Source organism: Micromonospora cremea (assembly GCF_900143515.1).
GTDB lineage: Bacteria > Actinomycetota > Actinomycetes > Mycobacteriales > Micromonosporaceae > Micromonospora > Micromonospora cremea.
In genome coordinates, this window is sequence record NZ_FSQT01000001.1 from 2,307,213 (window position 1) to 2,333,663 (window position 26,451).

Consider the following 26,451-nt stretch of genomic DNA (forward strand, 5'->3'; position numbering starts at 1 on the left):
CCGAGGATGACCACCATCGCGGACCGCGCCCGGGAGCTGACCACCTCCCGCGAGCCGTTCGTGCACGCCACCGTGGTCCGCGCCCAGGAGCCGACGTCGGCCCGACCGGGCGACGCCGCGGTGATCCGGGCGGACGGCTCGATCGAGGGCTTCGTGGGCGGGGTATGCGCCGAGAGTTCGGTGCGGGCCGCCGCGCTCGACGCCCTGCGCGACGGTGACGCCCTGCTGCTGCGGGTGCTGCCGGACGGCGCGACCCCGTTTCCCGAGACGCCGGGGGCGCGGGTGGTGGTGAACCCGTGCCACTCCGGCGGCGCCGTCGAGGTCTTCCTTCGACCGATGCTGCCGGCGCCGGCGCTGCGGGTGGTCGGTGACACGCCGATCGCCGCTGCGGTGGCGACGTTGGCGGCGTTCCTGGACTTCGACGTCGTCACGTCCGACGACCACGCCGGCTGCACCGCCGTCGTGGTGGCCGGGCTGGGCAGGGGCGAGCAGGACGCGATCCGGGCCGCGCTGGACGCCGGCGTGGGCTTCGTCGCGCTGGTCGCCAGCCACAAACGCGGCGCGGTCGTGCTCGACGAGCTCGGGTTGACCGACGCCGAGCGGGCCCGCGTCCACTCGCCGGCCGGGCTGGAAATCGGCGCGCGTACGCCGCAGGAGATCGCACTGTCCATCATGTCGGAGGTGGTCCGGGCGATCCGGGTGCACGGGCTGAGCCCGTCGTCGGGCGCGCCGACCGCGAGGCCGCACCAGGCCGTCGACCCGGTGTGCGGGATGACCGTGCTGGTCGGGCCGGAAACGCCGTACGCGCGGGTCGACGGGCAGGACATCTGGTTCTGCTGCGCCGGCTGCCTCGCGCGTTTCACGGCGGCGTAGCCCGTGTTCACGACCGGCCTGGTGCTCGCCGCGGGGGCGTCGGTCCGTCTCGGCGAGGCGAAGCAGTTGCTCCCGTACCGGGGACGGACGCTGCTCGACGCGACCCTCGACCTGGCCCGCTCGTGTGGCTTCGACCAACTGCTCGTGACCCTCGGCGGCGCGGCGAGCGGGATCCGCGACCGGGTGGACCTCACCGGGTGCCAGGTCGTCGAAAACTCGGCATTCAGCAGCGGCTGCGGCTCGTCCGTCAGCACCGCCGCCCGGGCGATGGACCCGCGCGCCGACGCGCTCGTGCTGCTCCTCGGCGACCAGCCCGGGGTGCGTGCCGCCGACGTCCGCCGGGTCGCCGCGGCGGCCACCCCGCTGGCCGTGTGCCGGTACGCCGACGGGTTGGGCCATCCGTTCCGCTTCGGCCGCGAGGTCCTTCCCGAGCTGTACGACCTGCACGGCGACAAGGCCGTCTGGAAGCTGCTGCACTCCGGCCGCCACCCGGTGACCGAGGTGCCCGCCGACGGGCCGGTGCCGATCGACGTGGACACCCGCGTGGACTACGAGCGGCTGCTGGCGGGAGAGCCGTGAAGGATGCCCTGACCGTCCGACACCGCCTCGACGCCGTCGACTACCTGGTCGACGACGGCATGGCGATGGCCCTGTTCCTGGCGTTGCGGCTCGGCCGGCCGCTGCTGCTGGAGGGCGAGCCCGGAGTCGGCAAGACCGCCGCCGCGAAGGCGCTAGCCCGGGCACTGGAGACACCACTGATCCGGCTGCAGTGCTACGACGGGCTGACCGCCGGCGAGGCGCTCTACGAATGGAACTACCAGCGGCAGCTGCTGGCGATCCGGCTCGCCGAGGCGAAGCACGCCCGGCTCACCGACGCGGACCTGTTCAGCGCCGAGTTCCTCCAGGAACGGCCGATCCTGCGGGCCGTACGCCATCAGGGACCGGTCCCGCCGGTCCTGCTGATCGACGAGATCGACCGCGCCGACGACGAGTTCGAGGCGCTGCTGTTCGAGTTCCTCGGCGAGGCCGGGGTGACGATCCCCGAACTCGGCACGTTCACCGCGCGCACGCCCCCCGTCGTGGTGCTCACCTCCAACCGCAGCCGGGAACTGCACGACGCGCTGCGTCGCCGCTGCCTGTACCACTGGATCGACTTTCCCGAACCGGAGCGCGCCGTGGAGATCGTCCGCCGGGCCGTGCCGGGCGCGACCGAGCCCCTGATCCGCACGGCGGTCCAGTTCATCGGCGGCGTACGTGGCCGGGGATTGGAGAAGGCGCCGGGGATGGCGGAGACCATCGACTGGGTCGCCGCGCTGTCCGTGCTCGGCGCCGCCGACCTGGCCACCGCCGAGGTTTCCCGGACCATCGGCACCATCGCCAAGACCGCCGACGACCGCGCCGTCGTCGCCGCCGCGCTCGGCAGCCACCAGGAGAGCCAGGTATGAAGATCACCAATGAGTTCACGGTCGCCGTTCCGATCGAGCGGACCTGGGCTGTGCTCACCGACCTCGAAGGGATCGCGCCGTGCCTGCCGGGCGCCCAACTGACCGGCGTCGACGGTGACGTCTACCGCGGCAGGGTGAAGGTCAAGGTCGGGCCGGTCATCTCGGAGTTCGCAGGCACCGCCCAGTTCGTCGAGAAGGACGACGCGGCGTACCACGGAGTGATCGACGCGAAGGGCCGCGACGCCCGGTCGACGGGGAACGCCTCCGCGCTGGTCACCGCCCGCCTCCGGCCGGACGGCGACCGGACGCTGGTCAGCGTGGACACCGACCTCAAGATCTCGGGGAAGCTGGCCCAGTTCGGCAGCGGCATGATCAAGGAGGTGTCGGGCAGGTTGCTGGCCCAGTTCGTCGCCAACCTAGAGGCCAAGCTGGCGGCCGAGCAGACGCCGTCGGCCGCCGACGCCGCTGCGACCGTGCCGGCCCCCCGGCCTGAGTCCGAGCCCGGCACGTCCGCCGCGCAGCCCGAACCCGGCCCCCTGCCGGCTGCGTCCGCCGCAGCGGTCGCGACGACGCCCGTCACCGCGTCCGTCGCGCCCTCGCCGGTAGAGCCGCCATCGGTAGTGCCGTCGGCCGCCACCCTGCGTGCCACGCCGTCCGCCGAACCGGAAGCGCTCGACCTGCTCAGCATCGCCGGCGGTTCGATCACCAAGCGGCTCGTACCGGTGATCGTCGGCCTCGTCGCGGTCGGCGCGGTGATCGCCTGGCTGGTCGCACGCCGGTGAGTCCAGCGCTGCTGCGCGGAATCGACCGGGCCGCGTTCGCGGTGGGGTTCGCCGGCCGACTGCGGCACGCCGGCATCCCGGCCGGGCTGACCGACATCGACGACTTCGTCCGGGCGCTCGACGCCAGCCCACCCGACTCGATGTCCACGCTCTACTGGACCGCCCGAATCAGCCTGGTCCGGCGGCACGCCGACCTCAGCGCGTTCGACCGCGTCTTCGCAGCGGTCTTCGGGGACGCCCCGCCGCTGCCACCATCGCGCCGATCCGCGATCCCGACGGGAGACCGCGACGACGTCCACGTGCCGATACCCACCGGCACGGCCGACGATGGTCCGGGCGGCGGACTGCCGTGGGCGACGTTGCCGCCGGCCGTCGCTCAGGCGCCGGAGTCCGACACCGCTCTGCGGCTGCCCGAGCGGCGCCCCAGCGCCCTCGCCGGGGTCGCCGAGCGGCCATTCGACGAGCTCGACGCCGCACAGGTCACGCTGCTCGGCGACGCCCTACGCGCGGCCGTCGCCGGCTGGCCGACCCGCCGCGCCAGGCGGCACGCCATCAGCCCGACCGGACGGCGGATCGCGCTGCGGCCCACGATCACGCGGGCCCGCCGCACCGGATGGGAGCCCGTCGAGGTCGTCCGCGAGCGGCCGGTACAACGACCGCGCCGGGTCGTGCTGCTCTGCGACGTCAGCGAGTCGATGCGGGCGCAGGCGACCGCGTACCTGCACCTGATGCGGGCGTTCGCGGTCGTCGCCGAGGCGGAGGCGTTCGCGTTCGCGACGACGCTGACCCGACTCACGGTGCTGCTGCGACACACGTCGGCCGCCGAGGCGGTCGCGCAGGCCAGCGCGGCCGTCACCGACCGGTACGGCGGCACCCGGATCGCCACGAACCTCCGCACCCTGCTCACCTCCCGGCACGCGGACGCCGTCCGCGGGGCTGTGCTGGTGATCGGCTCGGATGGCTGGGACAGCGACCCGCCCCACGAACTCGCCGCCGTGATGGCCCGACTGCGCCGTCGCGCATACCGGATCGTCTGGTTGAATCCGCGCGCCGGCGCCCCCGGCTTCACTCCCCGGGCCGGCGGCATGGCCGCCGCGCTCCCCTACTGTGACCGGCTGCTGCCGGCCGGGACGTTCCAGGACCTGCTGCTCGCCGCCCGTCAGCTCCAGAGCGTCACGTGCACCGACGGCCTGAAATGACCGATGCTGACCCCTGCGCCGCGCATCATCGCCTGTATCGCCCGAGGTGTCGACGAGAACCGCGACAGCTCGGCGGCGGCCGACAGGGGGCCTGGACTGGCGAGCACCTGCGAGTGCCACACCGCCTCGACGGTCGCGTGCGGCCCCATCACCTGCTGGAGCTGGCCGTCGCGCACGTCCGGTGTGACGGTGAACGAGAGCGCCGGCGAGACGCCCCTGCCTCGCTTGGCCTCCCCCAGCGCCGCCGCGTGGCTCTGGAAGATCTGCTGCCGGTCGTCGGGCACGGCCAGCCGGCGCAGCATCGCGGGCACCGCGCCCAGGTCGGTGGCCGCCGACGGGCCGAGCAGCCAGGTCTGCTCCCGCAACTGCCCTGGAGACGCCGACACACCGGCCAGCGGATGATCCGGGCCGACCACGACCACGAGCCGGTAGTTCATCATCGGCCGGCAGGTGATCGCCGTGTCGACAACCGGCGGCTGCGGCCCGACCGCGATGTCCGCGGACCGGGTCAGCAACAGCGACTCGAACGAGCCCGGGTTGCGCACGCTCAGCTCGACATCGAGGTCGGCGGCCCGCTTCGCGAACAGCTCGATCAGCCCCGGCGCGGCGAACTCGGCGAACAGGCTGGATGCGGCCACCCGTAGCAGCCGCCGGCCACGTTTCGCGGCGGACACCTCAAGGATCGTCCGATCCTGCAGACCCAACAGCTCCGCCGCGCGACTGGCCAGCCGGAGTCCGCCCGGGGTGAACGCGAGCCCCGCCGCCGTCTTGGTGAACAGCTTGTCCCCGAACTCCTTGCGCAACTGTGCGACGTGGAGCGACACGGCCGACTCGGACACCGCCAGCTCTGCGGCGGCCTGCTTGACGGACCCCAGCCGGACCACGGCGACATATGCGCGCAGTTGCGTCGGGGTCATCGGCGTCACCCACCTCCCCGCCCGATCGCTGGTTCGGCTCTCCGTCGAGACGAACCTCGATCATCCCCGCTGAACTGCCCCGCCGCCAGCGTCGGTTCACCCGAGCGCAGCCGCCCCCGCGCCACTAATCGGCTTGCCGGTTCGGGGGCGCTTGCCTACCGTCGTGGGGCACCTCCCGGTGCGCAGGCAACGGCTACTTCCTCTTCCGAAGGTGAGACGTGGGTTCGAATCCCACCGCCACTTCGGGTGGCGTCGACCAGTGGCCCAGGTCGCCTTGGCCCGCAAGGGCCGGTCGCCGTCGCCGCTTCGATCTCGGGAGGCGCCCTACGCCGCACGCCCGGTGCGACGGACACGGCTACTTCTATGGTGACGGCCCTGCAAGGGCCTCGCGGTTCGAATCCGCGAACACCGTGTCCACTTTTGATCTCGGGCGTGCGGCGTGACCACATCCCTCTCGCTTTCGAGATCGCAAACTCCATTGCCCGGCCGGTGCCGCCACCGCTACGGTCGTGACCGCACTTCCCGGTGCGGCAGGCGACGGTTACATCTGGAGGGGTTCACGCTCCGGTGAAAGACCACCCGTCGCCGACCTCGATCTCGGGGAGCGCGCGACCACGCCGCACACCCGGTGCGCAGGCAACGGTTACTTCAGGGTTCCGCAGATGGGGGTTCGAGTCCCTCGACGCCTTCGGGCGGATGGTTCAACGGACAGAACGGCGGACTAGTCCGTGGCCGATTCTGATCTCGGGTGTGCGGTGTGGTCGCGCCTTCCCGGCCGACTGACGTGGGGGACGTCATGGCCAAGTTCAACCTCAAGCTGCGCAAGAGCCGACACCAGCCGATGACCGCCGAGGGCGCGCGGGGCTTCACCCGTGAGCCGCGCATCGAGCTGTTCCTGCTCGGTGTGTCGAACATGGTCGGCGAGGACACCTTCTACGAGGGCGCCACGGACCGGGACGCTCGCTTCCGCGACCTGGTCGCCGCCGTGGCCGTCGCCGACCCCGACTGGTTCTCCCGTTTCGTGCCGTGGCTCCGGTCCGGCGCGATGATGCGCTCGGCGTCCGTGGTCGCGGCCCTGGAGGGCGCTCGCGCCCAGGTTGCCGCAGCGATTCCGGGTTCGCGGGCGATCGTGGACGCGGCGTTGCAGCGTGCGGACGAGCCGGGCGAGGCTCTGGCGTACTGGCTGGCTCGCCATGGCCGGGCGCTGCCCAAGCCGGTGAAGCGGGGCATCGCCGACGCGGCGGTCCGCCTGTACACCGAGCGGAGTCTGCTCAAGTACGACTCCGTCGGGAACACGGTGCGCTTCGGTGACGTCATCGACCTGTCCCACCCCACCGCGAAGGACGAGCGGCAGGGTGACCTGTTCCGGCACGCGCTGGATCGGCGCCACCGGCGGGACAACCCGCTGCCGGCGTCGCTCCGGATGCTGGCGGCGCGGGACGCGCTCATGGCGTTGCCGGTCGAGCAGCGCCGGGAGGTCGCCGATCCGGCGGCGCTCGGCGCGGCCGGTATGACGTGGGAGGCCCTGGCCGGCTGGCGACAGGGCGCGATGGACGCCGCCGCGTGGGAGTCGGTCATCCCGAGCATGGGCTACCTGGCGATGCTGCGTAACCTGCGCAACTTCGACCAGGCCGGAGTCGGCGACGCCGTCGCCGAGGCGGTGGCGGCCAGGCTCGCCGATCCCGGCGAGGTCGCCGGCTCGCGGGTGCTGCCGATGCGCTTCCTGTCGGCGTACAACGCGGCACCGAGCCTGCGGTGGGCGTACCCGCTGGAGAAGGCGTTGCAGCACGCCCTGGTGAACGTGCCCGCCCTGGACGGGCGGACCCTGATCCTCATCGACACGTCCGGTTCGATGCAGAGTTCGTTCAGCAGGGACGGCACGCTGCGCTGCTGGGACGCTGCCACGGTGTTCGGTCTCGCGCTGGCCGCCCGGGCGCAGGCGGCGACGGTGGTGTCGTTCTCCAATGCCAGCCGGGTGTTCCCGGCAGTGGGCGGCGAGTCGGTACTGGCGGCGGTGCGGCGGTTCAAGGACGACGGCTACTTCTACGGCATGGGAACCGACACCGAGAGGGCGGTACGCGAGCACTACGACCGGCACGACCGGGTGGTCATCCTCACCGATGAGCAGGCTCACTGGCACGGTGCGGCGGACGTCGCCGCAGCGGTGCCCGCAGCTGTACCGGTGTACACGTGGAACCTCGCCGGGTACCGGGTCGGGCACACGCCGACTGACGGCGACCGGCACACCTTCGGTGGTCTGTCCGACGCCGCGTTCGCGATGATCCCGCTCATCGAGGCCGGCTCCCGCGACCAGTGGCCCTTCTGATGCCCGCTGCGGGGCTGAACATGCCCCGCAGCGGGATCGGCCGCCGCCCGCCTCGTCGACCGCTCAGCGGCGGTTGCGGCCTCGACGCACCGCCCAGATTCCACCAGCGATTGCCGCCGCCGTTGGCAGGAGACAGCAGAGGGTCAGGATGGACAGGTGCCACGGCTTGATCGCTCCCACGGCTGCGAGAGTAGGCGCCGTCGACCACCGGCGCTGCCCCGGCGGACGTTGGATGCTCAGACGATGTGCACCAGCCGGAAGCGCTCGGTCACCACCAGGGTGTCGTCGTTCACCGTGAAGCCGGGATCGCCCAACTCCGCGCGCACTTCCGCGCTGTGCCAGAACGTCTCGTGCCCCGCTCGCCACTGCGCCACCGACTCGTCTCCCTCGCCCTCGGCCAGGGCGTGTTGCAGGTCGACGTCAGCGAGCCGGAGCACACGCACCTCGGTCAGCTCGATCACCGCGACCCGTCGGTCCTCGGAGTCCACGACCGCGGATCGCTGCCCTACCTCGGGCAGCGGCTCGTTCGCGACCTCGTATCCGACCAGCAGGGCGGACGTCGAGGTCTTCGCACCGGACAGGATCGCGGCCACCAGCTGGTCCCGCAGCGGCCCGGGGAACGCGAACTCGGCGCGCGGCAGATCATCGACGAGGTCCATGCGGGGAGGGTACGCGGTACGACGAGCCGCGATTGACATACGGCGGGGGACGCCGGCAGATGGCGGTGGCACAAGCACGCGCACGGGATCGCTGGCCTACGATCTGGCCCCATGCGTCGAGTTGCGCCGATACTGGCATTCGTGCTCCTGATGACCCTGTCCGCCTGCACCTCGGAGCCAGAGGAGAGCGGACACGCCGCGCTGGCCCTCTTCCTGGACAGCGACGTGACGGCAGCCACGAAGGGTGCCGTGGAGCAGCGGCTACGGTCGATGCCCAGCGTCGAGGACGTCGCCCTCGAAACCCGCGAGCAGGCGTACGAGAGCTTGAAGGAGTCGTTGAAGGACAGTCCGGACCTGCTGGCGGATCTGCGGCCGGAGGTCATGCCGGAGTCGTTTCGCGCCACCGTCACCGATGCCTCGATCGCCGAGGCGGTCGAGCTGGTGATGGCTGAGGTTGACGGCGTCGAGGATGTGGCGCTCAGGACCGCACAGACAGACCCACTGCCGTCGCGCATCGGGGTCATCGTCCGGCTGGAGTCGACGGTGACCGGCGAGCAGCGAGCCACCGTGGAGAAGGCCGTCCGGGCGCTGCCGGATGCGGAGTCGGTCGAGTTCGAGGAGCGCGACGCCGCGTACGAACGCCTGCGCGAGCAGTGCCGGGGCAAGGGCGACCTGGTCACGCAGCTCGGCCCACAGATGACGCGCGCGTCGTTGCGCTTCCAGATGCCCTTGGACCCGAAGGGGCCGGGGCTCGCCGAGCTTCTGAAACTCGACGGGGTCGACGTTGTGCGACTGGTCCCGGTGGCGATGGTGTAGTCGCGCACCTCGCGCCGGGCAGCGCGTGCCCTGCCGGCTCTTGTCAGTGGCTAGCGCTGCCAGACGTCGAGGGTCCGGACGCTGTCACGCACGACGCGGTCCAGGATGGCGGGGTTTCCGCTGGTGCCCTCCCATCCCTGATCGTTGAGCACGGTCACCGCCCCGTCGACGCGTGCCACGGCTGTCTGGCTGGACGCGGTGCCGCCGGTTCGTTCTCCGATCAGGCTCGTCTCGGCCCACGTCCTGGTGACCAGCAGCGCCTCGTCCCCGACACCGGGCACAGCTCGCCCCTCGACGTCGACGGGGTTGCCGGCCTCCTTGTAGGAGGGGCACGCCTGCACGGCACCACGCAGCCGCCGCATGTAGTCGGAGGCGCCGTCGCCGTCGAAGGTGAAGATCGTTTGGTGGATCATGCCCTGCGGCACGTTGCTGTCTGGTTCGCCGGGTGTCTTGTAGGTGACGGTCATCGAGGCGCTCGCGGTGACCTGTCGGCCTCCGGTGCCGAACTCGTTGCCGCACATCGTCGGCAAGGCGTCCGCGACGGGCGTCGCCCGTCGGGCGGACTTGCGCAGTTCGGGTGGCAGCTCGACGAAGGCCGACGTCGGGACCGTCGCCCGGATGCTTGCGCTCGGAGACGGTTGGTCTGCCTGGCTCGTAGGTGCCGACGCGGTCGTCGGTGGCGCGGTCGACGGAGCCGAACCCGGCTGGTCCTCCCCAACGGTGCAGGCGGTGGTGAGCGCGACGGTGGCGAGCAACGGCGCGATCAGCGCAATCGTCCTTCGCGCTCGGGCACTCGGTGGCGGCGTGCGGCGGATCATCATCACCTCCTCGGCTCTGCCCGGTCATGCCCTGCGACGAGCCGACCGAAACGATTGTCGCCCGGGCAGGCAGCGCCAGGAGGTCACCACGCGGCGGGACCTCAGCTCACGTCGGGCAGCCACGGCCCGAGCACGGCGGGATCGGCGACGGCCTTCTCCACCTGCGTACGCTCCTGCGCGGTCAGCGACAGCGCCCGGAGACGGGTCCCCCAGTCGGGCAGGCGCTCGGCCTCCCCCAAGGCAACCGACAGTTCGATCAGCCCGGCGAGCGCCAACCCCTGCTCGACCGCCGGGGCGTTGTCGCCGTGCCGGCGCAGCCCCGAGTTGAGCGCCCGGAACGCCGCGCGGTCGTCCATCTTGAACTCGCGCAGAATCCGGGCGTTGTCGAGCACCCGGGCCAGCCCCTGCAACTCCTTCGACCCGCCGTACTCCACCTCAGCCGGCTCGTCGCGCTGGATGAAGATGATGGTGTTGCCGGACGGGTCGACGATACTGAACCGCGACGCGCCGGACCGGTAACGGGTCACCCTGGGCAGTCCCTTGCCGAGCACCTTGCCGTAGGTGCGGCGCATCGCCTCGGTGAACGCCGCGTGGTACGCGGCAACCGCGTCCACCATCACCAAGCAGCCGCCGGTGTTCTCCGCCGACGGATCCAGGCCGCTCGGCGCACGACCGTAGTGCAGCGCGAACCCACTCCACCGGAAGGCCAGGTAGACGTACGGCCTGGTCTGCTCGTAGGTCACCTCGAACCCGAGCGCACGCCAGAAGGCCAGGGTCTCCTCGGGCGACACGCAGTGCAGCAGGGGCACCGTGGTCTCGTTCGGCTGGACGCGGTCCTCGTTGATCGTCATCGCCACTCCCGGTCCGGTCGACAGGCCGGCCATTGTGCCAGCGCCGGGAAAGGGTCACGACCCAGTTCCCTCCTACCCAGGTAGGAGGCGCCGCTCCGACCAGTGGCCGCAACCGGGGCTCGCGGTCGGACGCGATCGGCGGACACGGTCGAGAGCATCTACAGACATGACTATCGCGCTGCGCCGGGCGGCACACTGGCACCGCCCACTCATGGTTTTCGTCTACGCGATGGCGGTGCTGGCCGTCATCTCCGCGGTCGGCATCGTCGTCGACTCGCGCGTTCTCACCGGGTCGCCGATCTGGCTCAAGCCGTTCAAGTTCGCCGTGTCCTTCGTGGTGTACGGCACGACCCTCGCCTGGATGCTCTCCCTGCTGCCGCGCCGGAGCCGGGTCGCGGAGTGGGCGGGCACGGTCATCGTCGCGATGGCGGCGATCGAGATGGTGGTGATCGTCGGGCAGGTGCTCCGCGGTACGACCAGCCACTACAACGGGACCAGCCCACTGAACGCCGCCCTCTTCACGGTGATGGGTGCGGCGATCATGGTGCTGTTCGCCGCGCAGTTCGTCATCGGGATCGTGGTGCTGCTGCGGCGGATCACCGATCGGGCCGCCGCTCGCGCGGTCGGGTGGGGACTCGGCCTGTCGCTGCTGGGCATGCTCGTGGCGGTGCCGATGGTGCTGCCGATGCAGGAGCCGGGGATCGACGGGGTCTCCGGGGCGCACGCCGTCGGCGTACTCGACGGCGGGCCTGGGCTGCCGTTGGTCGGCTGGAGCACCACCGGCGGGGACCTGCGGATCGGGCACTTCGTGGGGCTGCACGCCCTGCAGGCGCTGCCGATCCTGGCGATCCTGCTCAGCCGGTTCCTCGGGACGCGGCTGGACGAGCACACCCGGGCACGGCTGGTGGTCGTGGCGGGCGGGGCGTACGGCGTACTCACGGTGTTGTTGACCTGGCAGGCCCTGCGCGGACAGCCGCTGCTGCGCCCGGACGCGCTCACGCTGGCCGCCGTCGCGGCCCTGGTGGTCGCGACCGCGACCGCCACCGGCCTGGTGCTGGCCCGCCGGCGCAGCCCGGAACTGGCGCTGGCCGCATGACCGCCTGGCTGTTCACCCTGACGTTCGCGGTGGCAGCGCCGTTCTGGGCGCTGATGATCCTGCTGCCGCGCTGGTCGTGGACCGTCCGGATCATCTCCTCGCCGCTGATCGTGCTGCCGGTCGTGGTGATCTACGCGCTGCTGGTGATCCCGGCGTTCGGCGACGTGCTGCCGGCCGTGGCGTCGCCGACCCTGCAGGGGGTACGCGACCTGCTCGGCACCTCCGACGGCGCGGCGGCGGCCTGGGCGCACATGATCGCGTTCGATCTGTTCGTCGGCCGGTGGGCGTGGCTGGACAGCCGGGAACGGGGGGTGCCGGCGCTGGTCATGGCTCCGGTGCTGGTGCTGACCATCCTGCTCGGACCGCTCGGCCTGGCCGCCTACCTCGGGGCGCGGACCCGGTGGCGGCGGCCGACGGCCGTTCGTGCCCCCGAGCCGCAGCGCCTAGGCTGACCTCCGTGGGGTGGGCGGGACGACTGTTCGACACGCGGGACACGCTCGTGCGGATGGTGCTGCTCGACCTCAGCGGTGTGGGCTACCTGGTCTTCGGTACGCAGGCCGGCCGCCCGCCGACGGTCACGCAGTGGGTTCTCGCGGTGGTCGCGTTCGGCCTCGGGCTGGTGTTCCACCGTCGGCCGCTGGTCAACCTGGCGGTGCAGGCCGGGCTGCTGGTGGTCGCTTTCCCCCTGATCGACGACGTCACGATCAACCAGGTGGGCGCCAGCTGGGCGTTGCTCGAGGTGACCATGCGGGTGCGTCGAGCACGCACCATCTGGCTCGCCACCGGGCTGCTGGCCGTGGTCGATCTGACCGACTCGATCTGTGATTCGATCGGCCGGGTCGCCTCCGGTGTGTTCGGGCTGACCCTGGAGGTCGGCGTGCCGCTGCTGCTCGGCCTGGTCATCCGGACCAACCGCGAGCTCGGCCGGCAGGCCGTGGAGCGGGCGAAGGCGGAGCAGCGCCGGCACGAGTCGGAGAGCCGCGCCGCGCGCGCCGACGAACGCAGCGCGATCGCCCGCGAACTGCACGACGTCGTCGCGCATCACGTGGCGTCGATGGTGCTGCGGGTCGGTGTGGCTAGGCACGTGCTCACGGATCTGGACCCCCGGGTGGGCGAGGTGTTCGACGACGTGCACGGCACGGGGACCGCAGCGCTGGCCGAGATGCGCCGGCTGGTCACGGTCCTGCGCAACCCCGACGGGGTACGCGGTGACGCGGCGCTGACCGCGATCGAGCCGTCGGCGCTCCCGGCGGCACTCGGCGCGACGGTCGACCGGGCCCGCCAGGCGGGTATCACCGTGGAGGCCGACATCGACCCGGCGATCGGCTCACTCGACGCGGTACGCGGCCTGGCCGTGCTGCGACTGACCCAGGAGGCGCTGACCAACGTGGCCAAGCACGCCGGAACGTCCGCGCTGGCCCACCTCGTGGTTGCCGTCCGCGACGGCGCCGTCCATTGGGAGGTCTCGGACAACGGGCGCGGCGCGGTGCCGGCGGCGGTGCCGTCCGGGGGCGGTCACGGCATCACCGGCATGCGCGAACGCGTCGAGGTGCTCGGCGGGCGGCTGGAGGCGGGCGCGACCGGGACGGGCTGGCGGGTGCGCACCGTCCTCCCGGCCGTGGCCTCCGCACCCGCCGGGACGTCGGGCGTGTCGGTGCCCCGTGACCGCGAGGCCCCCGCCGGGTCGCCCGCGCCGGAGCCGGCGTGATCCGGGTCCTGCTGGTCGACGACCAGCACCTCATCCGCGCGGGCCTGCGCATGCTCTGCGACGCCCAACCCGACATCGAGGTGGTCGGTGAGGCCGACAACGGCCGCGACGCGATCCCGCTCGCCGCGCGGCTCATCCCGGACGTCGTCGTCATGGACCTGCGCATGCCCGGCGTCGACGGAATCACCGCGACCAGCCGCATCCTCGCCGAGCGCCCCGCTACCCGCGTCCTGGTGCTGACCACCTTCGGCGACGACGACCACCTCTATCCCGCCCTGACCGCCGGCGCCTGCGGCTTCCTGCTCAAGGACGCACCACCGACGGAGCTGCTGGACGGCATCCGCCGGGCCGCCGTGGGTGACAGCCCGTTCAGCCCCGAGGTGCTGCAACGCCTGGTCCAGCGCGCGGTGCACGCCCGCGCCGAGACGCCACGGCCGGTGCAGGGCCTGACCGCGCGCGAGCAGGACGTGCTGAATCTGGTTGCCGAGGGCCTGTCCAACACCGAGATCGCCGACCGGCTGCACATCGGCGTCACCACGGTCAAGACGCACATCACCAACCTGATGACCAAGACCGACAGCCCCAACCGGGTACGTCTGGCCCTCTTCGCCCGCGGCGCTTGAAGATCGGAAGGCGCGACATCGGCGTGGTCGTGCCCCTTGACGTACCGCTGGGAGCGCTCCAAGATCGACTACAGCGGCCCGCGCGCACGGTGGGCCGCCCTAGTCGGGTGTGGTGGACAGTTGCTGAGCGCATTCGGTCTGACCGAGCTGGAGGAGACGGTCTACCTGGAGCTGGTCCGCGGCCGGGCTGGGACCGCGACCGAGCTGGCTCAACGCCTCGCGACCACCGTGTCCGAGGCAGAGCAGGCGCTCGACGCGCTCGCCCGGGCCGGGCTGGTACGCCTGGTCGCCGGCCGCGCCGGCGCCGCTCCCCCCGACCTGGCCATCGAGTCGCTGCTCAATCAGCGGATGCGCGAGCTCCAGGAGGCGCGGGTCGGCCTGTGGGAGTGGCTGCGGGAGCAACGCGCGGTGGACCCGATGGACCAGGGAGTCCAGCTGGTGGTCGGCGTACCCGCGATCATGCAGGCGTTCGACCAGTTCCTGCGCGGCGCCCAGGACGAGGTGCTGGGCTTCGACCGCCCGCCGTACGCGGCCGTGCTGCAGGACAACCCGACCGAGGTGGAGCTGCTCGACCGGGGCGTGCGCTTCCGCGTCGTCTACGACCGACGTGGGCTGGAGCGGCCGGGCGCCGCGGCCCACATCGGCCGGTTCGTCGCCGCCGGGGAGCAGGCGCGGGTCGCCACGAACGTGCCTGGAAAGCTCGCCGTCGCCGACCGTCGGGTGGCGCTGCTCTCCTTCCCCACCCGGGACGAGAGCATCGAACCCTGGGCGTTGGTGGTCCGCGGTGTCACCTGGGTCGAGGTGCTCGTGGCGCTGTTCACCGAGGTGTGGGACCGGGCCACGCCGCTGCGGCTCGCCCCGGCCACGGCCGTGATCGACGACGTCGACCGGCAGGGCGCACCCACCCCGACCGACCGGCAGATCCTGTCGCTGCTGATGACCGGCCTGCCCGACAAGGCGGTCGCCTCCCAGTTGGGCATCTCCCTGCGTACCGTGCAGCGGCGGCTGCGGCAGTTGATGGACGCGACCGGCAGCGCCACGCGGATGCAGCTCGGTTGGTTCGTCGCCCGCAACGGCTGGCTCTGAGCCCGAGGTGGGGCCTGCCGACCCTGGAGGTGTCGGCAGGCCCCGGTCCTCACTTCGTGACCGTGACCGACACGGTGATCGGGGTAGCCGCCGCCTTCGCACCGTTGTTGGTGACCAGCAGCGTGGCGACGTGCGTACCCGGAGCCAGTCCGGTGGTGTCGACGGTGACGGTCAGGCCGACCTTGGCCCCCGGCTCCACCTGACCGGACCCGGCGGCGGACAGCCACGGCACGTCGCTGTACGCCGGGAGCGACCCGTCGACGTGGTAGACCTTGCTGCCGTACGGCCGGCCGGTCGCGTTACCGAGCACCCACAGGTCACCCCGCTCGTCCAGGTCGAGCCCGGCGCCGCTGAGCGGGTTCGGGTCCGGGTCGGGCAGCGAGGCGAGTGGCTGGCAGGTGGCGGGGTCGAGCGCCCAGATCGACTCCTTGGAGTCCTGGTTGATGCCCCACAACACGTTGTGTTCCTCGTTGAGGGCCAGCCCGGTCATCCACGGGATGGGCGGGGTGCACTCGCCGAGCACCGACCCGGGCTGCGGGTGGGACAGGCCGGCGAGGTGTCGGATGGCCCCGTCGCCGCTGAGGTAGAAGGTGTCGTCCGACGCGCGGTGGGCCAGCCCGTAGTAGAGCTTGCCGGCCCACGGTCCGGTGATGGTCTCCTTCACCTCCAGGGTGTCCGGGTCGAAGCACACGATCGGCAGGTCCCCGACGAACGACATCTTCGGCGCGCACATCAGGTCCCGGTTCGGCACGTACGCCATGTCCGACGGCCAGCCGCCGATCGGCAGCACGCCCTTGCCGAGGGACCGGCCGTCGGTGCTGAAGCGCTGCATCTGCCCGAACAGGTACGAGTTGGAGACGATCAACTCGCCGTTGCGGTACCCGACGCCGAACGCGTTGTAGAGCTCCTTCACCGGGAACGAGCTGAGCACCCGACCGGGGATGCCGGCCGGCGGGGTGGGCGAGTTGATTTCCCGGGCCAACCAGGTGGCCGGCAGGTCACCCCGGTTGGTCAGGGTCACCGTCGCGGTCCGGGTCTCCCCGGCCCGTGCGGTCAGCGCGACCGCGCTCCGGTTGGCCAGCAGCAGCGGCGTACGCAGTGCCAGGTCACGCTTGACCACCTTCGCCTCGGCGAGGGCGGTCGAGGTGCTCGGCAGGTCGTAGCCCGGTTGCAACGCGGTCACGGTGACCGGCCCGACCGGCGCCTCCAACTGGTAGAAGCCGTCGGCGTCGGTGGTCGCGGTGATCGGCTGCGGGGCGTTCGGTGACTCGACCCGTACCGTCGCGCCGGCCAACGGCTGGCGGTCGTTCGCGTCGCTCACCGTGCCCCGCAGCAGACCGCGACCGGGAAGCCGGAAAGTGACCGCCCTCGTGGCGTCGAGAACCTGCTCGTCGCGGGAGTACGTCAACGCGTCGCGGCCGGTGGCGTCCTCGATGCCGACCGTCGCCGAACCGCCGGTCGCCGCCGCGGTGGCGTCGAGCCTGCGGTACTCGATGGTGACGTTGCCGTTCTCAGCGAGGCGCACCTGCACGTCGACGCGGCTCTTCGGCGCGCTCTTGAGCGCGGCCCGGGTCCAGCTGACCACGAACTGCCGGTTCATACCGGCCCCGGTGACCTGGGTGCGCACGGTCGAGGCGTGGTCCAGGACCAGGTCGTCCCAGAACGCGTAGACGGCCGCGGCGGAGACCGCCGGCGCGGGCAGCGGCCCGTTGTCGCCGATTGAGGTGGTCGCGTCGGCCCCGAAGGTCAGGTATCCGTCGGTGTGCACGGTGATCCGGCGGTAGGTGCTGCCGTAGAACGTCATCGGGAACGGCAGGTCGACGCCCCGGCTCGCGGTGTCGCCGGTCAGGGCGAGAACCCTGCCGCCATCGGTCCAACCGGCGGTGGCGGTTCCGGCCCGGTAACCGTGCCGGTCGGCCTTCGCGACGAGCGCCACGTCCACCGTCTCGGGCCCGTCCACGGTCAACGCCACCGTCTTCGGTGCCAGCCACCGGCCGTACTCGACCAGCAGGTCGTAGTCGGCCTCGGGCAGCATCCCGCTGTAGCGGCCCTCGGCATCGGTGACGAACGCCGGGAACGTCTCGCCGACGAGGGCGAGCCGGGCACCCACGACCGGCTTTGCGGCCGGGTCGGTGACCCGGCCCTGGATCGGCTGCCAGGCAGCGGGCTCGGACAGGTCCAGCGTCATGTTGGTCGTGCCGCTGGCCGGCACGGTGATCGTCTGCCGCACGGTCTTCCGCGCGAAGAACGACGCGGTCAGCGTGTACTCGCCGGCCGGAACACGACCCAACTGGACGATGCCACGTGCGTCGCTGCGGGCGCTGCGGGTGACCAGAGCGGAGGTGAGGGTGATCCGTGCCCCGGACAGGGCGGACCCGCCCACCGTCGCATGCACCACGACACCGCCGAGCTGCTCGGTCGATGCCTGGGTCACCAGGTCGTACGCGTCGAGCCGGCCCTCGCCGTAGACGTTGTTGTCGGCCGGGGTCCCGCCGCACTGCAGGTCGTTGACGTCGTGTGCGGTGCGGTCCAGCAACTCGCGGGTGGTCACCAGGTCACGGCGCAGGTTCGGCACCGCCGCCCAGGCCAGCGCGACCGCCCCCGCGACGTGCGGGGCGGCCATCGAGCTGCCGTCGCTCAGGCCCCAGTCGTTGCCCGGGACGGTGGAGAGGATGCCGACGCCGGGGGCGGTGACGTCGGGGCGGACCGTGCCGTCCGGGCCCGGCCCGCGGCTGGAGAACGCGGCGATCACACCGTTGGCGTCGGTCGCGCCGACCGCGTACGCCAGCGGGTTGATCGCCGGGTGGCCGGCCGTGCCACACGGCTCGGGCATCTGTTCCGCCTCGTTGCCCACCGCGAAGACCGGGAAGATACCGGCGGCGACCCAGGAGTCGATGATCGTGTCGTAGAAGGTGGGGTCACCGTCGTGGCCGCCCCAGGAGTTGTTGATGATGTCCGGCGCGAGGTCGGGGCGGGCGTTCTCGCCGTTGTGGTCGGTCGGCGCGAGCATCCACTGGCCGGCGGCGAGCAGCGAGCTGTTGCTGCAGTAGTTGGCCTCGCAACCCTTGGCGGCGATCCAGGTGGCGCCCGGGGCCACCCCCGTGATCCGGCCCTCGCCGTCGTCGCCGAGCATGGAGCCGACGGTGTGGGTGCCGTGCCCGTAGTTGTCGCAGGGCGTCGAGGGCAGGCAGATCCCGGTCGGGTCGAACCAGTTGTAGTCGTGGGTGAAGGTGCCGTCGTCGTCGTTGCCGCGGTACTGCCGGACCAGCGCCGGGTGGTCGTACTGCACGCCGGAATCGATGCTGCCGACGACGACGCCCTCGCCGCGCGTGCCGTACTCGCGCCAGACCTTGTCGGCGCCGATCGAGCCGAGGTTCCAGGGCAGTTGGGTGGTGTCGGCGGACGCCCCGGCGGTGCGGACCGGCTCCTCCAGCCGGGTCCCGCCGATCGCGGTGATCCGCGCGACGTCCGCCCGAGCGGCCAACTCGGTGAGCAGGCCCAGGTCGCCGCTGACCTCGATGACGTTCGCGATCCAGTACGGGGTGAAGTCGGCGTGCCGGTCGCGCAGCACTGAGCGGAGCCCGCGCTGGGTCTTCTCGGCGTGCGCCACCTTGGCCTCGTAGACCCGCTTGGTGCGGGCGACACGTCCGGCGCGCCCGCCGACGGACCGCTCGACGCGGTCCAGGTCGCTCTGGTCCAGTTTGGCCTCGTCGGTCAACTCGACGAAGAAGCTGGTGCTGGCGCCGGTGCGGGCCGGCCCGAGCACACGCGGGTCCACCTTGCGCAGCGGGTCGACGGTGCCGCCGGTGGGCGTGGGCGTGGGTGCGGCCACGGCGACGCCGGTGGGCAGCGCCAACACGACGGCCAGTGCCGCGCCGATGGCACTCATGGCCCGGGGTGTCCGGTGTCTGGATCTGAGCATGAAGACGTCCCTCCCTCAGGCGGTCGCCCGGGAAGGCCGACACCGCCGCCGCCGATTCTCAGTCGCCGGGCGTCGGGGGGAGCAGCATGATCGCTGGCGAAGCACGGACATGGCGGGTCTCCGCCATCCCCGGTTGGCCCCACCGACATCGGCGCGTCACCGCGGCCGGTGGACGTTCAGTCCCTCATCCGCGCGGACACGACGATGACGAGCACGAGCGGCACGATCAGCAGCGCCGGCGCGACCACTGGCAGGTGCAGGGCGACCAGGGCGCCGATCGCGGCGCCGGTGATCAGGGCCAGCAGGACCTGGGCCTTGGGCCGCAGGCTGCCCCACGGGCTGCGCGCGGCGACGCCGGCGATCAGGCTCGTCAGGGTCCCGGTCAGGTACGTGGAGGACAGGCCCGGTACGCCGAAGCGTTGGATCGCACTGCTCTGCACGCCCAGCGCCGCCGCCGACAGCAACAGGAGCGCGAGGTCCACGTGGTCGTCGTGGTGGGAAAGGTTGACCTCCCAGACGATGAGGAACACGACGAACACCAGGAGTTCCAGGACGAGCGCCCAGGTGACCCGCCGTGGCCAGACGGGGTCGTCCGGCTGTGCCGAGCCGACGAGGCGGGCACCCGCGAGGACGCCGACGATGAAGCTGACGATGGCGCAGCCTGAGGTCAGGGCCAGCTCGGCATCGCCTCTGCCCGCCGAGAGTCCGAGCAGGACCATGTTGCCGGTCATGACGCTGGAGAAGGCTCCGCCGAGGGAGAGGAAGCCGATGGCGTCGGCGCTCCCGGTCAGGAAGGTGAGCACGACGACGAGGGCCTGCCGGCGCCGCAGGAGGCGCTGCCGTTCCGGCGTTGTGGTGGAGGGGCTGATGACGTGGGGCGCTGTGCTCGACACTGTCGGCTATCCTCCAAAGATTGTTCTTCGTATACACTTTGCCCCGGACGATTCACGGAGAGGCGATCCAGGTGGCTGAAGATCTGCGGGACAAGCTCGGCGCTCAACACCTGCCGCTACGCGACCAGGTCCTCGCCGCCCTGCGGACCGCCATCATCGACGGCGACTACCTGCCCGGAGAGCGGCTGACCGAGGACCGGCTGGCCGAAGACTTCGGCGTCTCCCGCAACCCGGTCCGCGAGGCGCTGCGCGTCGCGGAGGCCGAGGGCTTCGTCGTGATCCTCCCCCGCCGCGGTGCGGTCGTCGCCTCCCCGAGCAGCGGCACCATCTCGGACATGTTCGTCGTCCGCGAGCGCCTGGAGGCACTGGCCGCCCGGCTGGCGGCCGAGCGGGCGACCGCGGCGGACGTGGCCGCCCTGCGCATGCTGCTGGAGCAGGGCCGAGAGGCGACGGAGCGGCGGGACCTGCGCCGGGTCGCCGAGTTGAACAGCGCCCTGCACCTGCGGATCCTCCAGATCAGCGGTAATCCCTGGCTGTCGTCGATCGCCAAGGCGCTGTACCTCCATGTCCAGTGGGTCTTTCGGCTGGGGGCCGCCGAACGCGCACCACACTCGTGGGCCGAGCACATCCAGTTGGTCGACGCCATCGAGTCAGGTGACGGCGACCGCGCCGAGCGGGCCGCCCTCGCCCATCTCGACGCGGCATCCGCGGCCGCCTACGAGAACGCCGAGGGCGGCTACGGCGCCCGCTAACGGCCGCACGCGTAGCCCTGCATGCCCCGCGGGTTCGCGCCGGCAGCGAGCACGCCCGTGCCCGGGTCCCGGGTCACCGCACAGAGCCGACCGAGGCTCCACGCGTCGGAGAGCCGCACCTCGTGCCCGTACGCCCGCAGCGCGGCCAGCACGTCCTCGTCGAAACGGTCCTCCACCACGAGGACACCGGGCTCCATCGTGCGCGGGTAGAACGATCCCGGCAGGCTGACGGTGTGCCAGGCGGGCGCGTCGATGGCCTCCTGAAGGGACTGGCCGCCGGCGAGGTGGCGGAGCAGGAACGGCAGCTGCCACTGGTCCTGCTGGTCGCCGCCGGGTGTGCCACACGCCAGGACCGGCTCCCCGTCGCGGTGCACCATCGTCGGGCTCAACGTGGTACGCGGTCGCCGACCCGGAGCGAGCGACGAGGCGAGACCCTCCTCCAGCCAGAACATCTGCAGCCGGCTGCCCAGCGGGAAGCCGAGGTCCGGAATGGTGGGCGAACTCTGCAACCAGCCACCGCTCGGGGTAGCGGAGATCATGTTGCCCCAGCGGTCGACCACGTCCACGTGGCAGGTGTCGCCGCGGGTCACCCCGTCCGCCTGGACCGTCGGCTCCCCCGTCGTCGGGTCCGTCGGGTCGGCACGACGGACGACACCGGGTCGGACGTGGGCCGGGAGGTGCGGTTCCGCCCCGTCGGGACGCCCCGGTCGCAGCTCGGCTGACGCTCGGGCGCCGATCAGGGCTGCCCGCTCCCGCGCGTACTCCCGGGAGAGCAGCGCCTTGGCGGGCACGTCGGCGCCGTCGCCGTACCAGGCCTCGCGGTCGGCGAAGGCGAGCTTGAGCGCTTCGACCTGGGCGTGGATGCCGGCGGCGGTCGACGGGTCGTACGCGCTGGCGTCGTCGAGCGCGTCGAGGACGGACAGCGTCTCCAGCAGCACCGGGCCCTGACCCCAGAAACCGGTCTTCGCCACCGAGTAGCCGTGCCAGTCGAGGGTGACCGGTTCCTCCCAGGTTGCCGAGTAGGCGGCCAGGTCGGCGCCGGTGACGAGCCCGGCGTGCGGGCTCCCGCTGGAGTCCTGGAACGGCTCCCTGCTGAACCGGTCGATCGCCTCGGCGACGAACCCCGTACTCCAGGCCCGCCGCGCGGCCTCGATCTGCGCCTCCCGGTCCGCGCCGGCCGCCTGCCCGGCCTGAACCAGTTTCTGCAGGTTGCGCGCGTAGGCCGGGTTGGCGAACAGCTCCCCCGCTGCGGGGGGCCGGCCGCCGCGCAGCCAGAGCTGGGCGGAGGTGGGCCAGTGCTCCTCGAACAGCGACCGGACGGCCGCCACGGTGTCCCCGACCCGGCCCACCAGTGGGTGGCCGGCGCCGGCGTAGCCGATCGCCGGCTCCAGCACCTCGTCCAGGGAGAGCGTGCCGTGATCGCGCAGCAGGAGGAGCCAGGCGTCCACGGCGCCGGGCACGGCCGCCGCGAGCGGGCCGGACCCGGGAATGAGGTCCATTCCGAGGGACCGGAAGTGCGCGATGGTGGCACCGGCCGGCGCCGGCCCCTGCCCGCACAGCACCTTCGGGGTCGGGTCCTGGGCGGTCGCCACGATGGCCGGCACCTCGCCGCCCGGCCCGTTGAGGTGTGGTTCGACGACGTGCAGGACGAACCCGGCGGTGACCGCGGCGTCGAAGGCGTTCCCGCCGCGTTCCAGGATCCCCATGGCCGCCTGGCTGGCGAGCCAGTGCGTCGAGGACACCATGCCGAAGGTTCCCTGCAGCGTCGGTCTGGTGGTGAACGTCATGACAGAACCTCACTCGTGTGTGCGGCCCGAACGTCGGGCCCGCTGCCGTCCGGCTGGACCAGGTGGCACGCGGCCATGCCGTCGCCGATTCCCACCTGTGCCGGCACCTCCGCCGCGCACCGGTCGAACGCGAGCGGGCACCGGGTGCGGAACCGGCAGCCGGACGGCGGATCCAGCGCGGACGGTAGGTCGTCGCCGAGCAGCACCAGCTGACGCTGCCGTTGACGGACCGGGTCGGCCACCGGCGCTGCGGACAGCAGCGCCTGCGTGTAGGGGTGGGCGGGCCGGGCGAAGATCCGCTCGCGCGAACCCTTCTCGACGAGCTGGCCCAGGTACATGACGGCGATGTCGTCCGCCAGGTACTCGACGGCGGACAGGTCGTGGGTGATGAAGAGGCAGGCGAACCCGATGTCGCGTTGCAGATCGGCGAGGAGGTTGAGCACCGACGCCTGCACCGACACGTCGAGTGCGCTCGTCGGTTCGTCCGCGATGAGCAACCGGGGCTCGGAGATCAGGGCCCGGGCGATGCTGACCCGCTGGCGTTGCCCGCCGGAGAGCTCATGGGGGTACCGGCGCGCCACCTCGGCGCGCAGGCCCACCCGCTCGAGCTCCGTGGCGACCCGGGCCTCCCGGTCGCGCCGCGGGATCCGCTTCCCGGACAGCCGCAACGGCTCGGCCACCACCTCGCCCACCAGCATGCGCGGGTCCAGTGACGCGGCGGGGTCCTGGAAGACGATCGACACCTCACTGCGGTGCGGGCGCAGCTGTCGCCGGGACAGGTGCGTGACGTCCGTCCCGGCGATCCGGACCACACCCGCGGTCGGTTCCACGAGCCGCACCACGCACCGGCCCACCGTCGACTTCCCGGAGCCGCTCTCCCCCACCAGGGCCGTGACCCGACCCCTCGCAATCGTGAGGGACACCCCGTCCACGGCGCGTACCGGGCCGAAGTGCATCACCAGGTCCTGCAGTTCCAGCGCGTCCGGCTGGGCCGTCATCGGTTCGCCTCCTCGGGTTGCGTCCGGGGTTGCGGGCAGGGGTGCCAGCATGCCGCGAGGTGCTCGGTCGCGGCGAGTGTGCCGCCGGCCCGCGCCACCTCCAGGGGCGGCGCGGACTCGCGGCACCGCGCGTCGGCGGCGGGGCACCGGTCCGCGAAGGTGCACGCGTCCGGCTGGACCGACAGGACGGGCACCAGACCGGGAATCTCCTGCAACCGGTCGGTGCCCGCGTGTCTCCCCGGCGTCGGCGACGCCGCCAGCAGCCCGGCGGTGTACCGGTGGTACGGGTGCGCGAACAGGTCGGTGACCGGGGCCCGCTCCACCACCCGCCCGGCGTACATGACGACGACGCGGTCCGCGATGTCGGCGATCACGCCGAGGTCGTGCGTGATGACGAGAATGCTCGTGCCGAGCCGGTCACGCAAGTCCCGGAGCACCTGGAGGATGCCGGCCTGGACCGTGACGTCCAGCGCGGTGGTCGGTTCATCGGCAACCAGCACCTTGGGGCCGCAGGCCACCGCCATCGCGATCATCACGCGCTGGCGCATGCCTCCGGAGAGCTGATGCGGATAGTTGTCGACGCGTTTCGCGGCGGACGGGATCCCGACGAGCGTCAACAGTTCGACGGCACGGGCCCGGGCGGCTCGCCGGGACATCCGTTCGTGGATCTGGAGCACCTCGCCGATCTGACGCCCGACGGTGAGCACCGGATTGAGCGACGTCATGGGCTCCTGGAAGATGTAGGCGATCTCCTTGCCGCGTACGCGCCGAAGCGCCGACTCGCGGGTGCCGACCAGCTCGGTGCCGTTCAACCGCACCGAGCCGGACACCCGGGCGCTGCCGGGCAGCAGGCCCGCGATGCTCATCGCGGTGACGCTCTTTCCGCACCCCGACTCGCCCACCATCCCGACGATCTCCCCGGACGCGAGATCCAGGCTGACCCCGTCGACCGCCGAGACGGTTCCGGTCTCGGTGGGAAACGAGACCGAGAGGTCGCGTACCGCCAGGACGGGTGTGGCGACCGCCGCGGCGGCTCCTGCCCGTTCGGCCGTGGTCATCCCCGGTCTCCCTTCGGGTCGAGGGCGTCCCGGAGCGCGTCGCCGAAGACGTTGAACGCGAGCGCCAGCCCCATGATCACGACGCCGGGAAGGACCGCCGCCCACGGGGCTCGGGCGGCGAACTGCTGGGCGGTGGCCAGCATGGTGCCCAGGCTGGGTGCCGGGGGTTGGATGCCCAGGCCGAGGAACGAGAGCACCGCCTCGCCCAGGATCGCGGCCGGGATCGCGACCGTCGCCTGCACCAGGATCACCGACGTCGCGTTCGGCAGGATGTGCCGGGCGAGCACCCACAGGTCGCTCGCGCCGTCCACGACGGCGGCGGCGACGAAGTCCAGCGACTTGAGCCGGAGCGTGTCCGAACGCACCACCCGGATCACCCCGGGGATCTGGGCGATGCCGATGGCCACGGCGGCGTTGCCGAGGCTGGCGCCCCGGATGGCCGCCAACCCGACCGCCATGATCAGGAACGGGAACGCGAGCAGCAGGTCGGTGAAGCGCGAGATCACGGCGTCCCAGGCGCGGAAGTAACCGGCGGCGAGACCGAGCGGGACTCCGATGACCAGGGAGGTGGCCACCGCGAGGAGTCCCACCTGGAGCGACGCCCGCGCCCCGAGCATGATCCGGGACAGCACGTCCCGACCGAGGTCGTCGGTGCCGAGCAGGTGGCCGGGGGTGCCGGGGGGCGCGAACGTGCGGGCGAAGTCGGTCTGGTCGACGGAGTAGGGGGCGAGCCACGGCGAGAGCAGCGCGATGACGGCGGCGAGCGCGAGCACGACGAAACTCACGACGGCGAGCGGGTTGCGTCGCAACCGCCGCAGAACGCGGGTACGCCGGGTGATGCTGGCGGGACCGGTCTCCGCCATGGGAACGGTGAGGACGGTCATGCCGGATCTCCCGTCACCCGGATTCGTGGGTCGATGACCGAGTAGAGCAGGTCAACGAAGAAGTTGATCACGATGTAGGCCGTTGCGGTGAGCAGGACGACGGCCTGGATCACGGGGTAGTCCCGCTGGAACACCGCGTCGATGGTCATCTTGCCGAAGCCCGGCAGTCCGAAGATCTGCTCGGTGACGACCGCGCCCGAGATCAGGCCCCCGAGCTGGAGGCCCACGACGGTCACCACCACGATGAGGCTGTTTCGCAGGGCGTGCTGGGTGATGACGGCTCGCGGCCGGAGACCCTTCGCCTTCGCCGTCCGTACGTAGTCCGAGGAGAGCGAGTCCAGCATCGCCGACCGGGTCTGCCGCATGATGATGGCGGCGAGACCGGTCCCGAGGATCACCGCCGGCAGGACGATGTGGTGCAGGTTGTCCACCGGATCCTCCAGGATCGGCACGAAGCCGGAGGCGGGAAACAGCCCGGTCGCCACGGAGAGGTACAGGATCGCGAGCAGCCCGAGCCAGAAGTGCGGCACCGACAGGCCGATCAGGGCCATGCCGTTGGCCACCCACTCCGCCGGGCGCCCGCGGCGTACCGCCGCGAGCACCCCGGCGCCGACGCCGAGCGCCGTGGCGAGCAGGATCGCCAGGACGGAGAGTTCGACGGTCACCGGCAGGGCGGTCGTGAGCATCGACGAGACCGGCGTACCGGTGCGGATCGACACCCCGAAGTCGCCCTGCGCCATGCGTTCCACGTACTGCGCGAACTGCAGTGGCAGCGGCTGGTCGAGACCGTAGTGCCGACGGATGGCCTCCAGCGCCTCCGGCGACCGGTCCTCCCCGGCCAGCGCGAGGGCCGGATCGCCGGGGAGAGCCCGTACACCGAAGAACACCACAATCGTCGACAACAGCAGGGTCAGCGCCGACTGCCAGGCGCGGGTGAGGAGATACCGGGCCACCGCGA

Annotated in this window: 24 protein-coding genes; 13 read left to right on the forward strand and 11 right to left on the reverse strand. The window is 72.0% G+C overall.

Going from position 1 to position 26,451, the window contains the following annotated elements; genetic code table 11:
• The first annotated feature begins 6 nt into the window (after positions 1-6).
• Genes BUS84_RS10615 through BUS84_RS10635 form a run of 5 tightly spaced genes read left to right on the forward strand, consistent with a single transcriptional unit; the run spans position 7 to position 4,299 of the window.
• Entirely contained in the window at positions 7-873 is an 867-nt protein-coding gene (locus BUS84_RS10615) for an XdhC family protein (RefSeq protein WP_074310956.1), read from the forward strand.
• Positions 874-876: 3 nt separating this feature from the next.
• Positions 877-1,452: a nucleotidyltransferase family protein gene (locus BUS84_RS10620; protein ID WP_074310959.1), complete on the forward strand. Its 576-nt coding sequence runs from the start codon at positions 877-879 to the stop codon at positions 1,450-1,452.
• Complete coding sequence (locus BUS84_RS10625; protein WP_074310962.1) at positions 1,449-2,318, forward strand: AAA family ATPase; 870 nt, start codon at positions 1,449-1,451, stop codon at positions 2,316-2,318. The genes BUS84_RS10620 and BUS84_RS10625 overlap by 4 nt, the downstream gene beginning before the upstream one ends.
• The gene (locus BUS84_RS10630) at positions 2,315-3,100 is read left to right on the forward strand and encodes an SRPBCC family protein (protein WP_074310964.1); all 786 of its coding nucleotides are present in this window, start codon (positions 2,315-2,317) and stop codon (positions 3,098-3,100) included. The genes BUS84_RS10625 and BUS84_RS10630 overlap by 4 nt, the downstream gene beginning before the upstream one ends.
• Positions 3,097-4,299: a vWA domain-containing protein gene (locus tag BUS84_RS10635; protein WP_074310966.1), complete on the forward strand. Its 1,203-nt coding sequence runs from the start codon at positions 3,097-3,099 to the stop codon at positions 4,297-4,299. Before BUS84_RS10630 ends, BUS84_RS10635 begins: the two co-directional genes overlap by 4 nt.
• Here BUS84_RS10635 and BUS84_RS10640 read toward each other — a convergent pair.
• Positions 4,260-5,216 (reverse strand): LysR family transcriptional regulator, encoded by a 957-nt coding sequence (locus BUS84_RS10640; RefSeq protein WP_074310968.1) that lies wholly within the window; start codon positions 5,214-5,216, stop codon positions 4,260-4,262. The genes BUS84_RS10635 and BUS84_RS10640 overlap by 40 nt on opposite strands.
• Positions 5,217-6,012: 796 nt before the next feature.
• On the opposite strand from BUS84_RS10640, the gene BUS84_RS10645 reads away from it, so the two are divergent.
• Positions 6,013-7,542: a TROVE domain-containing protein gene (locus BUS84_RS10645; protein WP_074310970.1), complete on the forward strand. Its 1,530-nt coding sequence runs from the start codon at positions 6,013-6,015 to the stop codon at positions 7,540-7,542.
• A 236-nt stretch (positions 7,543-7,778) separates the two neighbouring features.
• Here the strand turns inward: BUS84_RS10645 and BUS84_RS10650 are convergent, their stop codons facing one another.
• Positions 7,779-8,201: an ASCH domain-containing protein gene (locus tag BUS84_RS10650; RefSeq protein ID WP_074310972.1), complete on the reverse strand. Its 423-nt coding sequence runs from the start codon at positions 8,199-8,201 to the stop codon at positions 7,779-7,781.
• 150 nt (positions 8,202-8,351) lie between these two features.
• Here BUS84_RS10650 and BUS84_RS10655 point away from each other — a divergent pair, with 150 nt between their 5' ends.
• Positions 8,352-9,017 (forward strand): permease-like cell division protein FtsX, encoded by a 666-nt coding sequence (locus BUS84_RS10655; protein WP_244298558.1) that lies wholly within the window; start codon positions 8,352-8,354, stop codon positions 9,015-9,017.
• Positions 9,018-9,067: 50 nt separating this feature from the next.
• On the opposite strand, the gene BUS84_RS10660 is transcribed toward BUS84_RS10655, so the two are convergent.
• Together BUS84_RS10660 and BUS84_RS10665 are read right to left on the reverse strand one after the other, a co-directional pair.
• Positions 9,068-9,835: a hypothetical protein gene (locus BUS84_RS10660; protein ID WP_074312462.1), complete on the reverse strand. Its 768-nt coding sequence runs from the start codon at positions 9,833-9,835 to the stop codon at positions 9,068-9,070.
• 101 nt (positions 9,836-9,936) lie between these two features.
• A complete protein-coding gene (locus tag BUS84_RS10665) occupies positions 9,937-10,686 on the reverse strand; it encodes a VOC family protein (protein ID WP_208869568.1) in 750 nt (249 codons plus the stop codon).
• Positions 10,687-10,852: 166 nt separating this feature from the next.
• Between BUS84_RS10665 and BUS84_RS10670 the strand changes: the two genes are divergently transcribed.
• The 5 genes from BUS84_RS10670 to BUS84_RS10690 all read left to right on the forward strand — a co-directional run bounded on the left by BUS84_RS10670 (position 10,853) and on the right by BUS84_RS10690 (position 15,199).
• Positions 10,853-11,782 (forward strand): hypothetical protein, encoded by a 930-nt coding sequence (locus tag BUS84_RS10670; protein ID WP_074310976.1) that lies wholly within the window; start codon positions 10,853-10,855, stop codon positions 11,780-11,782.
• Entirely contained in the window at positions 11,779-12,234 is a 456-nt protein-coding gene (locus BUS84_RS10675) for an ABA4-like family protein (RefSeq protein WP_074310978.1), read from the forward strand. Before BUS84_RS10670 ends, BUS84_RS10675 begins: the two co-directional genes overlap by 4 nt.
• A gap of 5 nt (positions 12,235-12,239) precedes the next feature.
• Complete coding sequence (locus BUS84_RS10680; protein ID WP_084757326.1) at positions 12,240-13,490, forward strand: sensor histidine kinase; 1,251 nt, start codon at positions 12,240-12,242, stop codon at positions 13,488-13,490.
• The gene (locus BUS84_RS10685; RefSeq protein WP_074310980.1) at positions 13,487-14,113 is read left to right on the forward strand and encodes a response regulator; all 627 of its coding nucleotides are present in this window, start codon (positions 13,487-13,489) and stop codon (positions 14,111-14,113) included. Before BUS84_RS10680 ends, BUS84_RS10685 begins: the two co-directional genes overlap by 4 nt.
• 120 nt (positions 14,114-14,233) lie before the next feature.
• Positions 14,234-15,199 (forward strand): helix-turn-helix transcriptional regulator, encoded by a 966-nt coding sequence (locus BUS84_RS10690; RefSeq protein ID WP_074312468.1) that lies wholly within the window; start codon positions 14,234-14,236, stop codon positions 15,197-15,199.
• 49 nt (positions 15,200-15,248) lie between these two features.
• Here the strand turns inward: BUS84_RS10690 and BUS84_RS10695 are convergent, their stop codons facing one another.
• Together BUS84_RS10695 and BUS84_RS10700 are read right to left on the reverse strand one after the other, a co-directional pair.
• Positions 15,249-19,088, reverse strand: coding sequence for a S8 family serine peptidase (locus tag BUS84_RS10695; RefSeq protein WP_074310986.1), 3,840 nt, complete (start codon positions 19,086-19,088; stop codon positions 15,249-15,251).
• A 209-nt stretch (positions 19,089-19,297) separates the two neighbouring features.
• Positions 19,298-20,014 carry a YoaK family protein gene (locus BUS84_RS10700; RefSeq protein ID WP_074310988.1) on the reverse strand — a complete coding sequence of 239 codons (717 nt, stop codon included), beginning with the start codon at positions 20,012-20,014 and terminating at the stop codon, positions 19,298-19,300.
• A 71-nt stretch (positions 20,015-20,085) separates the two neighbouring features.
• Here BUS84_RS10700 and BUS84_RS10705 point away from each other — a divergent pair, with 71 nt between their 5' ends.
• On the forward strand, positions 20,086-20,766 hold the full coding sequence (locus BUS84_RS10705; protein ID WP_143728318.1) for a GntR family transcriptional regulator: 681 nt from the start codon (positions 20,086-20,088) through the stop codon (positions 20,764-20,766).
• Here BUS84_RS10705 and BUS84_RS10710 read toward each other — a convergent pair.
• From BUS84_RS10710 to BUS84_RS10730, 5 genes are read right to left on the reverse strand one after another with little or no spacing between them, the layout of a single operon-like run.
• A complete protein-coding gene (locus tag BUS84_RS10710) occupies positions 20,763-22,553 on the reverse strand; it encodes a gamma-glutamyltransferase family protein (protein ID WP_074310992.1) in 1,791 nt (596 codons plus the stop codon). The two genes, BUS84_RS10705 and BUS84_RS10710, sit on opposite strands and share 4 nt — an antisense overlap.
• Positions 22,550-23,551, reverse strand: coding sequence for an ABC transporter ATP-binding protein (locus tag BUS84_RS10715; protein ID WP_074310994.1), 1,002 nt, complete (start codon positions 23,549-23,551; stop codon positions 22,550-22,552). The genes BUS84_RS10710 and BUS84_RS10715 overlap by 4 nt, the downstream gene beginning before the upstream one ends.
• Entirely contained in the window at positions 23,548-24,609 is a 1,062-nt protein-coding gene (locus BUS84_RS10720) for an ABC transporter ATP-binding protein (protein ID WP_074310996.1), read from the reverse strand. Before BUS84_RS10720 ends, BUS84_RS10715 begins: the two co-directional genes overlap by 4 nt.
• A complete protein-coding gene (locus BUS84_RS10725) occupies positions 24,606-25,493 on the reverse strand; it encodes an ABC transporter permease (protein ID WP_074310998.1) in 888 nt (295 codons plus the stop codon). Before BUS84_RS10725 ends, BUS84_RS10720 begins: the two co-directional genes overlap by 4 nt.
• Complete coding sequence (locus BUS84_RS10730) at positions 25,490-26,446, reverse strand: ABC transporter permease (RefSeq protein WP_074311000.1); 957 nt, start codon at positions 26,444-26,446, stop codon at positions 25,490-25,492. The genes BUS84_RS10725 and BUS84_RS10730 overlap by 4 nt, the downstream gene beginning before the upstream one ends.
• Positions 26,447-26,451 lie beyond the last annotated feature (5 nt).